This window comes from Leucobacter sp. Psy1 (genome assembly GCF_020096995.1).
Classification (GTDB): Bacteria; Actinomycetota; Actinomycetes; order Actinomycetales; family Microbacteriaceae; genus Leucobacter.
In genome coordinates this window covers 1,631,146-1,645,926 of record NZ_CP083692.1, presented here as the reverse complement: position 1 = coordinate 1,645,926, position 14,781 = coordinate 1,631,146, and the positions used below count along the sequence as shown (strand labels likewise).

The window sequence follows — 14,781 nt, the reverse complement described above, 5'->3', positions numbered from 1 at the left end:
ATGCGGACTCAGCTGTTTCAGCGCCCGAGGCGCCTATCGGCCACCGTACCGGCCCGGGCGCGGATCCGGCCGGTCCATCGGGATCGGGATGTTGTGCGTGGGGAAGCGTTCGTCGACCTCGGAGTACCCGAAGAACTCGCGCTCGAACACGGCTCTGGCGCGACGGGACACGGACAGCCAGCGCTCTTCGAGCTCGGTCGTCTGCCCGCTGGGCATGCCCAGCACTCCGGCGATGCCCTCGAGGTCCTCCCGCGCAAACGGGAGGACGTTCGACGACTTCCCCGACCAGAGCCTCCCTGCCGAGCGGATCTCGCTCGCGAAACGCCAGGATTCCTCCAGCTGCTCCCCCGCTTCCGCATCGAGATATCCGAGCGCCACGGCAGCCGAGAGACCGCGGAGAGTCGAGACGGTGCGCAACTCGGCGTGCTCGGAGCCATGCTCGAGCTGAATCAGTTGGATGAGCCACTCGACATCGCTGATACCGCCTGGGCCCAGCTTCAGATGCCGGTTCGGTTCGACCCCGCGCGGCAGACGCTCGGCTTCCACACGCGCCTTGATGCGGCGCACTTCGCGGATCGACTGCTCGGGGAACTCGTCCGGATACCTGAGCTCGTCCGCGAGCGCGACGAAGTCGCGCCCGAGTTCTGCTGAGCCCGCGACGGGGCGCGCCCGCAGCAGCGCCTGGGTCTCCCAGGTGACTGACCATCGCGCGTAGTACGCCCGATACGACTCGAGGCTGCGGACCAGAGGTCCGTTCTTCCCCTCCGGGCGTAGATCGAAGTCGAGGTCGACCGGGAAACGCGGATCCGAGATGAGGCGGCGGAGCTCCGCGACGAGGCCCCCAGCACGCTTGAGCGTGTCCTCCTGGGCGCCGTTCTCGGCGGCGCGGCACACGGCCATGAGATCGATGTCGGAGCCGAACCCCATCTCGCCACCGCCGAAGCGCCCCATGCCGACCAGCGCGAGTTCGATCCCGTCATCCTCGGGTCGGGTGCGCCTGAGAGCGAGCAGGAGGCCGTCGAGGAGCGCTGTGTGCGCCGCATCGAGCCCTCGCGCTACGGCGTCGTCATCGGTCACCCCGATCACGCGCCCCATCGCCAACCTCAGGATCTCGCGGCGATGCACGATCCTGAGCGCCGCAGCGGCGTCGTCGATCGAGTCCCGCCTGGAGGCCAGCGCGCGCATCTCGTCGAGCAGCATCTGCAGCGAGAGCGGCTCGAGGGACTCGGCGCGCTCGAGCCAGGCGACGGACTCCGGCATGCTCTCGAGCAGGTCGGCGACGAAACGCGAGCACGACAGCACGCGCATGAGGCGCTCGCCCGCCACAGTTCCGTCGCGGAGCAGCCTGAGGTACCAGGGCGTGTCCTGGTTCGCTTCGCTCACCCTGCGGAACGCGAGGAGTCCGAAGTCGGGGTCGGTGCCGTCTGAGAGCCACTGCAGGAGCACCGGCATCAGGTTCCGCTGGATTTTCGCGCGACGCGATGTTCCCCGCGTCAGAGCGGCCAGATGACGCATCGCCCCGTCCGGATCGCGGAAGCCGATGCTCGTGAGCCGCGCGCGGGCTTCAGCGCTGCCGAGCACCATCTCCTCTTCCGGGAGCGAGGCGACCGCGCTCAGGAGCGGTGCGTAGAAGATCTTCAGGTGCAGTTCACGGACTTCTCGCTTGACGATCTGCCAGCGCTCGCGGAGGGCCGGACCGGTGCGCGCGAGCCGGCTCGCTCGCGCGAGGACACGCAGGCCCTCCTCGTCGCGCGGCATCAGCGCGGTGCGGCGGAGCTCACGCAGCTGCAGACGGTGCTCAAGGACACGGAGGAACCGGTAGTCCGCAGCGAGTCGTGTGGCGTCGCTCCTGGCAACGTAGCCTTCGGTCACGAGGGCCTCGAGTGCGGGCAGGGTCCCCCGCAGATGCAGTCGCTCATCGTACTGGCCGTGGACCAGCTGCAGGAGCTGCACGCTGAACTCGATGTCCCTGAGGCCGCCCGGTCCGAGCTTCAACTGCACCTCGAGATCATCATCGTCGATGTGCTCCGTCACGCGCTGGCGCATGCGCTGGACAGAGCCCACGAAGTCCTCACGCGTGGCCGATGCCCAGACCAGCGGTCGAGTACGCTCGACGAACTCGCTGCCGAGTTCGCGATCACCCGCCGCGGGCCTGGCCTTGAGCAGCGCCTGGAACTCCCACGCCTTCGCCCAGCGGTCGTAGTACGCCGTCATCGACGAGAGCGTCCTCACGAGCGGACCGTGACGGCCCTCCGGCCGCAGGTTCGCGTCGATCTGCCAGAGCGGCGGTTCGAAGGCGGGATCGTGGATCGCACGCATCATCTCCCGCGCGAGGCGCGTCCCGAGCCGCATGAGGGCCTCGTCGTCGATGATGTCGCTGTCAGCGGTGTCGACGATGAACATCACGTCGACGTCGGACACGACATTCAGTTCTTCGGCGCCGCACTTGCCCATGGCGACGACGGCGAGCCGCACGGCGTCCATACGATCCTGCGGGACGGGTGGTCCGCTCTCCCCCGCCACGAGCGTCGCTCGAGCGAGCGTGAGCGAGGCCTCCATCGCCCCATCGGCCAGCGCGGCCAATGATCTGGCGACACCGTCGAACGCATCGGTAGCGTCACCGCTCCAGCCCGACAGGAGGTCATGGAGGGCGACTTCGGCGAGGAGCTGCCGGTATCGCGAGCGCAGCGCGTTCCACCCCGGTTCGCCGACGAGCTCCGAGATCGCCGCCCTCAGCTCCTCGGTGGCTTCCTCGGCATCGATCAGCCGGCCCCCGCCCGCGAGGATCTCCTCGAGACGGTCGGGAACACGGCAGAAGAAGTCGCCGAGCGCGGGCGAGGCGCCGACGAGGATCGCGAGCCGTTCGCGCTGCTCCGACGAGAGCGCGCTGAGCCGTCCGGGGTGGCGTTCCGCGAACTCGCTGCAGCGGATGAGCGCCGCATCGGGGTCGGCGGCGCAGGAGAGGTCGTCGAGGATCTCGCGGAGCGAGACGCCGGACGCGTGCTCAAGGAGGTTCTGCAGCCGTCCCTGCGCTTCCGTGAGCTCCTGGAACCCCGCGCGCGCGAGATCGGAGAGCGTGTGCGATCGCCCGGGGATCATCGGCGCGCCGCCCTCAGACGGTGCCGAGCATCGAATCGAGCTCGAACGGCGTCACTTGATTCCGGTATGCCGCGACTTCCTGCCGCTTGTCGCGGATGAAGTAGGCAAAGACCTGCTCTCCGAGGGTCTCGGCGACGAGTTCGGACCGCTCCATGACCGCGAGCGCGTGATCCAGGCCGTTCGGGAGCGCGTCGAACCCGAGCGCCCGCCGCTCGCCGTCGCTCAGCTCCCAGACGTTGTGCTCGGCCTCGGGCGGCAGCTCGTACTCCTCCTCGATGCCCTTGAGTCCGGCCGCGAGGAGCACCGAGAACGCGAGGTAGGGGTTTGCGGCGCTGTCGAGCGCACGGTACTCGACCCGTGCCGCGCCGCCCTTGCCCGGCTTGTACATCGGCACGCGCACCAGCGCCGACCGGTTGTTGTGCCCCCAGCTCACGAACGAAGGCGCTTCGTCTCCGCCCCAGAGCCGCTTGTACGAGTTGATGTACTGATTCGTGACCGCCGTGATCTCCGGCGCGTGACGCAGGAGCCCCGCTACGAAACGCCGTCCGGTCTGCGACAGCTGGTACTTCGCACCGGGGTCGTAGAACGCGTTCGTGTCCCCCTCGAACAGGGAGAGGTGGGTGTGCATGCCGGAACCGGGGTGCGTTGCGAACGGCTTCGGCATGAACGTGGCATAGACGCCCTGCGAGATCGCGACCTCCTTCACGACGGTGCGGAACGTCATGATGTTGTCCGCCATCGTGAGCGCGTCGGCGTAGCGCAGGTCGATCTCGTTCTGGCCGGGGCCCGCCTCGTGGTGGCTGAACTCGACCGAGATGCCGAGCTCCTCCAGCATGTTCACGCTCTCGCGGCGGAAGTCGTGCGCCGTTCCGCCCGGAACGTTGTCGAAGTAGCCCGCCCGGTCCACCGGCACCGGCCCCTCCGGTCCGACGTGCTGCGACTGCAGCAGGTAGAACTCGATCTCGGGGTGCGTGTAGAACGTGAATCCGAGCTCGGCGGCACGTGCGAGCGTCCGCTTGAGAACGTTGCGGGGATCCGCAACGGCGGGTTCGTCGTTCGGGGTGCGGATGTCGCAGAACATCCTGGCCGTCGGTTCGGTGGTGCTGCGCCACGGGAGCAGCTGGAAGGTCGACGGGTCCGGGATCGCCAGCAGGTCTGACTCGTACGCGCGCGTCAGACCCTCGATGGCCGACCCGTCGAAGCCGATCCCCTCGCTGAACGCCCCTTCGACCTCCGCGGGCGCCAGGGCGACCGACTTGAGCGTTCCAGACACATCGGAGAACCACAGGCGAACAAATCTGACGCCCCGCTCCTCGATGGTGCGGAGTGCGAAATCACGCTGTTTGCTCACGCGAGCCCCTTTCCGTACGGTCGTTCCCCCAGCCTACTGGTCACGTCAGTCTTCCCGCGCGTCTTCCTCGGCCCACTTGCGGGCCCGCTCCTCGACGAGCTCGGGAGCGCGAGACGCCTCCTCGCGAGTCGAGAACGGACCGATCCGGTCCACCGAGAGCGACTGCGGACCGTCCTCGACCTGTCCGGTCCGCGTGTTGTACCAGTACGTCTCCTGCGGGTCGTCGATACCCCAGTCGCGCTTGCTCACGGTGCCCTCCTCAAGGCTCGGCGTATGCTCGCCTCCTAGACTAGACCCATGCCTTTCGATGCACACGATCACCTCGTTCCCGGAACCGTCACGCCTGAACGGCAGGTCCCACGGTCGATCACGAGGCCCCCCTATGTCGGGCTGCAGACGCCGCCACCGTATGCGGGAGACAACACGTACTCGGACGCTGAGGTGGCCCGGATCAGGGCTGCCGGACGAATCGCATCCGGGGCGCTCGACGCCGTCGGCGAGGCCGTCCGCCCAGGCGTCACCACCGAGGAGCTCGACCGCGTCGCCCACGAATTCGTGATCGCGGCGGGAGCGTATCCATCGACTCTCGGGTATCGCGGCTATCCGAAGTCATCGTGCACCTCGGTCAACGAGGTGATCTGCCACGGGATCCCCGACGACACGGTCCTCCGTGAGGGGGATATTGTCAACGTCGATATCACGGCATATCTCGACGGGATGCACGGCGACACCAATCGGACCTTCCGCGTCGGACGCGTGAGCACCGAGGTGGATCAGCTCGTCGAACGCACCCACGAGGCGATGATGCGCGGAATCAAGGCAGCCAGGCCAGGCCGGCAGGTGAACATCATCGGGCGCGTCATCGAGACCTATGCCAAGCGTTTCGGCTACGGGGTCGTGCGCGACTTCACCGGGCACGGCGTCGGCGCCGCATTCCACACCGGCTTGATCATTCCGCACTACGATTCGGCTCCCCGCTACGACGACGTCATCTCGGCCGGAATGGTGTTCACGGTCGAACCCATGCTGACCCTCGGCACCCACGAGTGGGAGATGTGGGACGACGACTGGACCGTCACCACCCGGGACAAGAGCATTACGGCGCAGTTCGAGCACACGGTCCTCATCACCGAGAGCGGCTTCGAGCTGCTGACGGTGTCGGAGTAGACTCCGCTATCTCGCGGACGAGGGGAATGGGCCGGATCATACGCCGGGTTCTGTCCACCGAGCATCTTCCGAAGCCGGGGTGACGGTCATCTCTCTCGGAGCGCCGTTGCCGACGCTCTCTAGCGGCCTACCCGAGGACTCGGCGGGGCGCGTCAGCATCCTCTGTCTGGCCTTGCTCCGAACGAGGTTTACCTGGCCGTCCGTGTCGCCACGGACGCCGGTGGTCTCTTACACCACCCTTTCAGCCTTACCGCTTCCGGCGAGCCGGAGGCGGCGGTCTACTCTCTGTTGCACTTTCTCGCGGGTTGCCCCGGGTGGGCGTTACCCACCGTTCTCCCCTGCGGAGCCCGGACGTTCCTCGGCACGGCCCGCCGAAGCGGAGCCGTGACGCGACCGTCTCACCGACCCATTCCGCGCTCCAGTCTAGCGGAGCTCAGGCGGCCGCTTCCTCGACGCGCACCAGAATTGCGCCGGTTCCTGGGCAGAAGACGATCTCGTCGGGCGCCGCAGCGCGGATGACGGATAGTTCACCGGGAGCAAGGGCCATGTTGCTGGCCTCAGAGACGTTGCCGCGCAGTCGAGCCGCTCCGATTCCGACACGGCTGCGCGTTGACTCGTACAGATCCAGAAGGTCGCGCTGCAGCTCCGCAGCAACGCCGGCTCGCTCTTTCGCGGTTCGCGCGAGATCTGAGTCTATGGCGCGCTCTGCGGCCTCGATCGCGGCCTGCAGCGTGCCCCTCCGCTCATTGAGCTCGGTCAGCGCCGCCTCGGCTGAGGCGAACCGAGTTTCCGAGGCCTCAACGGATTCCATGAGCTCGAGCTCGCGATCCTCGAGCGCGGCCGTCCGGTGCGCGAGGGTGTCGAGTTCGCTCTGCAGCGCCTGGGCCTCCTTGCTCGAGGTGCTCACCTCGAGCAGCCGTTCGTCGCGCTGGCGCCGCTCAGCCACTGTCGCGACGTCGGACTCGATCCGCTCGAGGTCGGCACGGAGCCCATCGAGTTCACGTTGCGCCGACATGAACCGCTCCCGAACATCCGACATCTCCCCCGCGAACGACTCGAGCTCCGCCCGCTCGGGGATCTGCTGACGCTTACGCGTCAGCCGGGCGGTACCGGTGTCGAGATCCTGCAGGTCGAGGAGCAGCAGCTGCTGGCGGGGACTGGCCTTCATACGGACCAGCCTACCGGGCGGCGCCCCTCGCGAAGGTCCAGGGATCCGTCCGTGTGCGGCTCACCGTCACCTCGATGCCGGGCAGGGCGGCCGAGAGACGTTCGGCCGCACCGTCGAGCCACAGCGACTCGCTGGCCCAGTGGGACACGTCGATGAGTGCGGGGCCGCCGCCGACGTTGCTCTGCTCGAGCGACTCCTGGGCGGGATGGTGGCGCAGGTCGCTCGTCACGTAGACGTCGGCGCCGCGGACGAGCGGGTGGTCGAGCAGGCTGTCCCCAGCCCCACCGCAGAGAGCGATGCGCTGCACCGATCGGTCGGGATCCCCTGCGACGCGCACACCGCTCACGGTCGGCGGGAGCGCGTCCGCGAGCCGTGACGCGAGGGCTTCGAGCGTGATCGGCGCGGCGAGCGAACCGACCCTGCCGAGTCCGACGCTCGGATCGGAGACGCGCTCGCTCGGGACGATCGGCAGCGCCGCCTCGATTCCGAGCCGTGCAGCGATCACGTCGGAGACGCCGTCCGCGGGAATATCGGCGTTGGTATGTGCAGCGAGCAGCCCGCACCCGGCCCTGATGAGCTTCGCGAGGAGGGTGCCCTTCGCGGTGTCCTCTGCGACGCTGTGCACGCCGCGCAGCAGGAGCGGATGGTGCGTGAGCAGGACATCTGCGCCGGTCGAGATCGCCTCGTCGATCGTGGCGTCGACGGCGTCAACGGCCAGAAGCACGCGGCGCAGCGGATCGGCGTCGCGTCCGCTGACGAGACCCACGCGGTCCCAGGGCTCAGCTGTGGTCACAGGCCAGAGCTCCTCGGCGACGCGCCGCAGATCCGACAGTGTGTGCGTCTGCTCGGACACCCGTTACCTCCTGAGGATCTTCCTGGCCAGCACATTGCCGAGCAGCTGGACGAGTTGCACGATGATGACGATGATCGCGACCGCCGTCCACGTGACGACTGGTTCGAACTGCCGGTATCCGTACTGGAGCGCGAAGTTGCCGAGGCCGCCGCCGCCGATCACACCGGCGATCGCCGTCATGTCGATCACCGCGATGAAGGCGAAGGTGTACCCGAGGATGAGCGGTCCGAGGCCCTCGGGGATGAGGACCGTCAGGATGATCCTGATCGGCCCGGCTCCCATGGCGCGCGCCGCTTCGATGACTCCCGGGGCCACCGTGAGCAGGTTCTGCTCGACGAGGCGCGCAATGCCGAACGCCGCGGCGAACGACAGCGTGAAGATGAGCGCCGCATCGCCGATGCCCTTGCCGACGACGATGCGGGCGAGCGGCTGGAGTGCCGCGATGAGGATCACGAACGGGATCGGGCGGAAGAAGTTCACGACCACGTTCAGCACCCAGAAGACCGGACGGTTCTGCAGGATTCCGCCCTGCCGGCATACCGTGAGCAGCACGCCGAAGACGAGACCGAAGAACCCACCGACGACCATGGCGATCGCGACGTACGTGAGCGTTTCGAGTGTGGCGTCCCAGATCTGGGGGCCGAGGCCCGCGAGGCTGTCCATCAGCTCAGCACCTCCAGTTCCGCTTCGGCCTGCAGTGCAGTGATGGCATCGGCGACCGCCGACTCCTCGCCGATCAGCTCGAGGGTCACGCGCCCGAAGCTGCGACCGCCGACCTCGGTGACGCCGCCGTGGACGATGCTGACGCTCACGCCCCGCGCGGCCAGGGTCGAGAAGATGACGGGCTGGTCGACTCCCCCGTCCCGCAGCGTCACCGACACCAGCGAGCCGCGGTGCCGCGCGCGGAGGTCTGCGAGGTGCTCAGCCGCAGGCGTCGTCGGCAGGGCCGTCGCGACGAATCGCTCCGATGTCGCCGCCTGGGGGTTCGAGAAGACGTCGAAGACGCTTCCCTGCTCCACGGCTCTGCCGTCGTCCATCACCGTCACGCGGTCGGCGATCTCGCGGACCACCTCCATCTCGTGGGTGATGAGCAGGATCGTGATTCCGAACTCTTCGTTGACGCGCTTGAGGAGGCGAAGCACCTCGCGCGACGTCTCGGGATCGAGCGCGCTCGTCGCCTCGTCCGCGAGCAGCACACCGGGATTCGTCGCGAGTGCCCGGGCGATACCCACGCGCTGCTTCTGACCTCCGGAGAGCTGGTCGGTGTATGCCTTCGCACGGCCGCCCAACCCGACGAAGTCGAGCAGCTCAGCCACCCGCGCCCGCCGCTCGGCAGCGGGCATTCCGGCGACGATGAGCGGGTACTCAACGTTCTTCGCGACGGTCTTGGCGTGGAACAGGTTGAACTGCTGGAAGATCATGCCGATCCTCCCCCGGACGGCCCGAAGCCGCGACTCAGGCAGACCCGTGATGTCGTCGTCGCCGACGAGGATTGTGCCAGAGGTCGCGGCCTCGAGTCCGTTCACCAGGCGGAGCAGGGTGCTCTTCCCTGCGCCCGAGTAGCCGATGATCGCGTGGATCTCACCGGACGCGACATCGATCGACACGTCCTCCACGGCGACGACCGGGTCGCTCCCCCGTCGTCCGGGATAGACCTTGCCTACCCCGCGCAATTGCACACGCGTCATCGATCTTCCCCCGCCGATGTATGGATCAGTGGCTTCGGTCAGCCCTAGTTCTCTCGGATCTGGTCTTCGGCGTCCTGCAGGATCTGCTGGAGCTCCTCAACCGGTGTATCCAGCAGGATAGCGCTGTCTCCCGAGTTCTCGAAGACGCCGTCCTGCACGTCCTGGTTGGTCTGATAGATCTCGACGAGCTTCAGGTAGGTCTCGTTGTCGGCGTCGTCCGCGCGCGCCGCGAACACGTTGATGAACGGCTGCGCGCTCTCCGCCTCGGGATCGTCCTGGAACAGCGCCTCGTCGAACTTCAGACCCGCATCGGTCACGAAGTCGTTGTTCACGACCGCCGCGTCGACGTCGGCGAGCGACGTCGCGGTGAAGGAGGCGTCCATCTCCATGACCTCGACGCGGGAGCTCGGCTCGACGTCGCTCGGCTCCGACGCGAACGTCCCGCCGTCGCTGAGCTCGACGAGACCGGCCTCCTGGAGCACGTTGAGCGCGCGCGCCCGGTTGCTCGGGTCCGACGGGATCGCGACAGTGCCGCCATCCGGGATCTCGTCCAGCGACTCGTGGGTCGTGGAGAACAGGCCGAGCGGGTAGATGGCGGTCGCGCCGATCGGCACTAGGTCGTCATTGTTCGACACGTTGTAGTCGGCGAGGTACTGCAGGTGCTGGAACTGGTTGAGATCGAGCTCGCCCTCGGAGAGCGCGGGGTTCGGCTGGGTGTACTCGGCGAAGTCCTCGAGCTCGACGGTGATGCCCTCTTCAGCAGCGGCGTCGACGAAGGTCTGCCAATAGGCATCGCTCGCGCCCACCACGCCGATGGTGACGGTCTCGTCGTCTCCGCCGGCTCCGCCCGAGCCGCCTCCGTCGTTGCCGGCGCAGCTCGCCAGTCCGGCCGTTCCGAGCGCGAGCGCCGCGATCGATGCGGCGATCCTGCCGCTTCTGGTGAATGCCATGGTTCTCTCCCTGCATGTCGGACAAGTGCGCGCACACGCGTGCGCGGCTCACCGCACCAGCATGGTGCACCGACCGGCGCGCGCAAAACTTCGATGACGCCGCGTGACGCGTAGGACATGGGATACTGGGTGTGATGCCAGACGGCACCGGCGGGCAGGCCGAAACTCCTCACCACGGAAGGACCACCCGATCACATGATCCAGCGGGCGAACGCTCACCTCGAAGAGTGGAAGAACAAGCAGGAACTCGCCGAGCGAATGATTCCGCTGATCGGCCAGCTCTATCGCAACCACGACGTCGTGATGTCGGTGCACGGGCGCAGCCTGGTGGGCCGCTCGGCGATCGACATCATTCGCGCGCACAGCTTCGCGCGGAAGATCGATGAGGTCGAGCTCCCGCTCAGCGAGACCTGCGCCGTCGTCGAGGCGCTGAGCGCGATCCAGCCGGGTCCCGTTTCGGTGGATCTCGCGCTGCTGGCGAACGGCTTCCGCGCGTCAGGCTCCGATGACCTCGAGTCCTACCTGCGCGACGCCCTCGGCGACAGCCTCGACGCCCAGCCGGCGCGCGGCACCGACGTCGTCCTCTACGGTTTCGGCCGTATCGGGCGTCTGCTCGCGCGGATCATCATCGATCACGCCGGTAGCGGGAACACGTTGAACCTTCGCGCGATCGTCGTGCGCAAGGGCAGTGAGAGCGATCTCGTGAAGCGGGCGAACCTCCTCCGCCGCGATTCGGTGCACGGTCCGTTCAACGGGACCATCAAGGTCGTCCCCGAGGAGAACGTGATCCTCGCGAACGGCGTCCGCATCCAGGTCATCTACGCGAACGACCCGTCGCAGGTCGATTACACGCAGTACGGCATCGAGAACGCGATCCTGGTCGACAACACGGGACGCTGGCGCGACGCGGAGGGCCTTGAGCAGCACCTGCAGAACCAGGGCATTTCTCGTGTTCTGCTCACGGCGCCAGGCAAGGGCGACATGCTCAACGTCGTCTACGGTGTGAACAACGACCGGATCTCTGACTCGGACACGATCCTGAGCGCGGCGTCGTGCACGACGAACGCGATCACCCCGGTCCTCAAGGTACTGAACGACGCCTACGGGGTCACGCAGGGGCACGTGGAGACCGTCCACTCTTACACCAACGACCAGAACCTCATCGATAACTTCCACAAGGGCGACCGGCGCGGGCGTTCAGCTGCGCTCAACATGGTGATCACCGAGACGGGTGCGGCGAAGGCTGTCGCGAAGGCGTTGCCCGAACTCGCGGGCAAGCTCACCGGCAATGCGATCCGCGTCCCCACTCCCGATGTCTCCCTCGCGATCCTGAACCTGCAGTTCGGCACCGAGACGACGCGGGAGGAGCTCAACGATCACCTGCGCCAGGTCTCGCTCACGGGCGCTCTGCGCACCCAGATCGATTTCGTCGAGTCGCCCGAGATCGTCTCCACCGACTTCGTCGGCAGCAACCGCGCGGGCATCGTCGACGGTCTCGCGACGATCGTGACCGGTGACAGCGCGGTGCTCTACGTCTGGTACGACAACGAGTACGGCTACAGCTGCCAGGTCATCCGCATCATCGAGCAGCTCGCCGGTTCGCACCCCGCGCATCGGCCGCAACTCACCCCGTAACCCGGGGCGGCACCGAGAGGAGACACCATGTCGGAGAAGTACATCATCGGGGTCGACGGCTCCGCGCAGAGCCGGGTGGCGCTCGCATGGGGGCTCGCCAGGGCCACTGAGCGCGGCGCCACCGTCGAACTGCTGCACGTGGCGGACGATTCGTTCCTGTCTGAGAGCGTGGCCTTCCTCTCTGAGGCGCAGCAGGCCTCTCAGCAGATGCTCGAGACGGAGTGCGCGTACGCGAAGTCGCTCGGCTTCACGGGAGAGATCTCCGGAACCGCTGTGGTCGGTCACCCCATCGCCGAGGTTGAGGAGGCGTCGAAGCGCGCCGATCTCCTGGTGCTCGGCGCGCATCAGGGCGGTCGACTCGCCGGCTCTTTCTTCGGCACTCGAGCCGTGAAGGTCGCGGCAGTCGCGCACTGCCCGGTCGCGGTGGTGCCCGAGACGGATCCCGCTCCCAACGCGGGGATCGTCGTCGGCATCGACGGCTCGGAGGCCGCGAAGCACGCCATCGCCTACGCAGCCCGGGAGGCCGCACGTCGACGGCTGCCGCTCATCGCCGTGTACGCGTGGATGCCGCCGCTCACCCCAGGACTCGAGTACCTCTGGAGCGAGGAACTCGTGGAGTCGCAGCGGACCGCTGCCGAGGAGGCGATCGCCATCGGCACTGCGGGGCTGGCGTCGGAGTACCCCGACCTCGAGGTGCGTCGCGAGATCGTGCAGGCTCCGCCGGTGGCCGCGCTCGTGCAGGCCGCCGAGGGTGCCGAGATGCTCGTGGTCGGCAGTCGCGGACGCGGAGGCATTTCCCGTCTCCTCCTCGGTTCCGTGAGCCACGGCGTGCTGCAGGCGCTCCCCTGCCCCACGGTGGTCACGCGAGGCTGACGGCGCGGTACGCCGCCTCAACCACGACGGCCCCGGTGCGATCCTCATTGAGGTCGCACCGGGGCCGTCTCCGCTTTCGGCGGTCAGCCGCGCGGCTGACCCTTGTCGTTCCGGGGCTGGCGCTTGGGGAACGTGCCTCGCGAGCGGGACAAGCGGTAGTCGATCCGGTCGTCGACGTACTGCTCGACCTCGCGTCGGTCAGCGATCGTGTTCGCCCACTCGTCGGTGACGTGCTGCGTGACGAGTTCCAGGCGCTCCTGCATCTGTGCGCGTGCGAGCACACGGTCATCGATGCGCAGCGCTCGCAGGGTCGCCCAGCTCATGAGGAGCAGGATCACGCTGAAAGGCAGCGCCGTCGCGAGAGCGGCAGCCTGCAGGGACTGGAGACCCCCGGCGAGCAGCAGTGCAATTGCGACCGCACCCTCGACGAGAGCCCAGAGTACGCGCGACCACGTTGGCGGGTTCGGGTGTCCGCCCGATGCCAGCATGTCGACCACGAGAGAGCCGGAGTCCGACGAGGTGATGAAGAAGATCGCCACCAGGAGGATACCGACCACGGAGAAGACCATGCCCCACGGGAGATCACCCAGTACCTGGAAGAGAGCGCTCTCGACATTCACCGCGCCGTCCTCGACCAGATCGCCTGCGCCGAACAGCTGCCGGAACAGCCCGCTGCCGCCCATCACGGAGAACCAGATGAACCCGACGATCGTGGGTACGAGCATGACCCCGGCGATGAACTCGCGAATGGTGCGCCCCCGCGAAATGCGCGCGATGAAGATACCGACGAACGGCGACCACGAGATCCACCAGCCCCAGTAGAAGATCGTCCAGTCCGAGAACCAGCTCGTCGACTCGCCGGCCTGGAAAGCGCCGACGTCGAACGTCATGCCCATGAAATTGGCGAGATAGTACCCGATGGACTCGGTAAGCGTCTGGAACAGGAACAGGGTGGGACCGAGCAGGAGGACGCTGATCAGCAGGATCCCGGCCATCGAGAGGTTGATGTTCGACAGCCACTTCATCCCGGCGCCGATGCCGCTGACGACCGAAACCATGGCGATCAGCGTGATGACGATGATCAGGATGACGAGCAGCGTGTTGCTCGGGCGATCAACGATGCCGATCTCCGACATACCCGCGGAGATCTGCTGCACGCCGAGGCCGAGTGAGGTCGCGACGCCGAAGACGGTGCCGAAGATCGCAAGTACGTCGATGACGTCACCGACCCAGCCCTTCACGCGCTCACCGAACAGCGGCTCGAGCGCCCAGCGGATCGATACGGGGCGTCCGCGCCGGTGGATCGCGTACGCGATGGCGAGACCGATGATCGCGTAGATCGCCCACGGGTGCAGGCCCCAGTGCACGAACGTCTGCGCCATGGCGAGCCCGGCAAGCTCGGCTTCGCTGCCGTCCCAGCCGGGCTTCGGGGAGACGGTGGCGTAGGTGAGCGGCTCACCGACGCCGTAGAACACGAGCCCGATGCCCATGCCAGCAGCGAAGAGCATCGAGAACCAGGAGAGTACTCCGAACTCGGGCTCATCGTTGTCGAGCCCGAGTTTGATCCGGCCGAGGCGGGAGAATCCGATGAACGCCGCAATACCGATGAACGCCCCGATGATGAGCATGTAGTACCAGCCGAGATTCTCGACGATCCACCCCTGCACACCTTGGAATGCGTCGCCGGCAGTATCGGGCCAGATCATGGCGAACGCTGTGACCGCGAGGATCACCAGGAGCGCCGGCCAGAAAACGGCCGGCGCGATCATCCCGCGGCCGATGCGCACTCCCTGACTGCGCAGCTTGGCAGTGATGCGCTCGTCCGAGTCCTCCTCGTCGATCTGCATCGCAGGGTGCAGGTGCACGGTGTCGGGGAGGTCGTCGTCACCGGCGAACAGCGCAACCGACTCCCCGGTCGGAGCGTCGACTTCGGCCGATGCGGCGCTCGTCTCCTCATCGTGTTGTTCGTTCTCCTGATGCGGGTCCATCCAGAACAT

The 14,781-nt window shown here is 67.3% G+C and carries 12 protein-coding genes and 1 other RNA gene; 3 read left to right on the top strand and 10 right to left on the bottom strand.

Features of this window, described 5'->3' with window-relative positions; genetic code table 11:
• Window positions 1–33: 33 nt before the first annotated feature.
• The 3 genes from K8P10_RS07705 to K8P10_RS07695 are packed head-to-tail and all read right to left on the bottom strand — an operon-like array spanning window position 34 to window position 4,699.
• Complete coding sequence (locus tag K8P10_RS07705; protein ID WP_224778373.1) at window positions 34–3,099, bottom strand: bifunctional [glutamine synthetase] adenylyltransferase/[glutamine synthetase]-adenylyl-L-tyrosine phosphorylase; 3,066 nt, start codon at window positions 3,097–3,099, stop codon at window positions 34–36.
• 13 nt (window positions 3,100–3,112) lie between these two features.
• The gene (gene glnA / locus K8P10_RS07700; RefSeq protein WP_224778372.1) at window positions 3,113–4,450 is read right to left on the bottom strand and encodes a type I glutamate--ammonia ligase; all 1,338 of its coding nucleotides are present in this window, start codon (window positions 4,448–4,450) and stop codon (window positions 3,113–3,115) included.
• Window positions 4,451–4,495: 45 nt separating this feature from the next.
• Window positions 4,496–4,699 carry a methionine aminopeptidase gene (locus tag K8P10_RS07695; RefSeq protein ID WP_224778371.1) on the bottom strand — a complete coding sequence of 68 codons (204 nt, stop codon included), beginning with the start codon at window positions 4,697–4,699 and terminating at the stop codon, window positions 4,496–4,498.
• 48 nt (window positions 4,700–4,747) lie between these two features.
• On the opposite strand from K8P10_RS07695, the gene map reads away from it, so the two are divergent.
• A complete protein-coding gene (map, locus tag K8P10_RS07690) occupies window positions 4,748–5,617 on the top strand; it encodes a type I methionyl aminopeptidase (protein ID WP_224778370.1) in 870 nt (289 codons plus the stop codon).
• 23 nt (window positions 5,618–5,640) lie between these two features.
• Here map and rnpB read toward each other — a convergent pair.
• From rnpB to K8P10_RS07660, 6 genes are all read right to left on the bottom strand, one after another.
• Window positions 5,641–6,026: RNase P RNA component class A (rnpB, locus tag K8P10_RS07685), an RNA gene on the bottom strand.
• Window positions 6,027–6,050: 24 nt separating this feature from the next.
• Complete coding sequence (locus K8P10_RS07680; protein WP_224778369.1) at window positions 6,051–6,785, bottom strand: zinc ribbon domain-containing protein; 735 nt, start codon at window positions 6,783–6,785, stop codon at window positions 6,051–6,053.
• A gap of 10 nt (window positions 6,786–6,795) precedes the next feature.
• The gene (locus K8P10_RS07675) at window positions 6,796–7,638 is read right to left on the bottom strand and encodes a Nif3-like dinuclear metal center hexameric protein (RefSeq protein ID WP_224778368.1); all 843 of its coding nucleotides are present in this window, start codon (window positions 7,636–7,638) and stop codon (window positions 6,796–6,798) included.
• 3 nt (window positions 7,639–7,641) lie between these two features.
• Window positions 7,642–8,301, bottom strand: coding sequence for a methionine ABC transporter permease (locus K8P10_RS07670; protein WP_224778367.1), 660 nt, complete (start codon window positions 8,299–8,301; stop codon window positions 7,642–7,644).
• Entirely contained in the window at window positions 8,301–9,326 is a 1,026-nt protein-coding gene (locus K8P10_RS07665) for a methionine ABC transporter ATP-binding protein (RefSeq protein WP_224778366.1), read from the bottom strand. Before K8P10_RS07665 ends, K8P10_RS07670 begins: the two co-directional genes overlap by 1 nt.
• Window positions 9,327–9,370: 44 nt before the next feature.
• A complete protein-coding gene (locus K8P10_RS07660; protein WP_224778365.1) occupies window positions 9,371–10,276 on the bottom strand; it encodes a MetQ/NlpA family ABC transporter substrate-binding protein in 906 nt (301 codons plus the stop codon).
• A 195-nt stretch (window positions 10,277–10,471) separates the two neighbouring features.
• Between K8P10_RS07660 and K8P10_RS07655 the strand changes: the two genes are divergently transcribed.
• Entirely contained in the window at window positions 10,472–11,911 is a 1,440-nt protein-coding gene (locus K8P10_RS07655) for a glyceraldehyde-3-phosphate dehydrogenase (protein ID WP_224778364.1), read from the top strand.
• Between the two features lie 27 nt (window positions 11,912–11,938).
• Window positions 11,939–12,784 (top strand): universal stress protein, encoded by an 846-nt coding sequence (locus tag K8P10_RS07650; protein ID WP_224778363.1) that lies wholly within the window; start codon window positions 11,939–11,941, stop codon window positions 12,782–12,784.
• Between the two features lie 83 nt (window positions 12,785–12,867).
• Here the strand turns inward: K8P10_RS07650 and K8P10_RS07645 are convergent, their stop codons facing one another.
• Window positions 12,868–14,772, bottom strand: a complete 1,905-nt coding sequence (locus K8P10_RS07645; RefSeq protein WP_370631821.1) for a BCCT family transporter — start codon at window positions 14,770–14,772, stop codon at window positions 12,868–12,870.
• Window positions 14,773–14,781 lie beyond the last annotated feature (9 nt).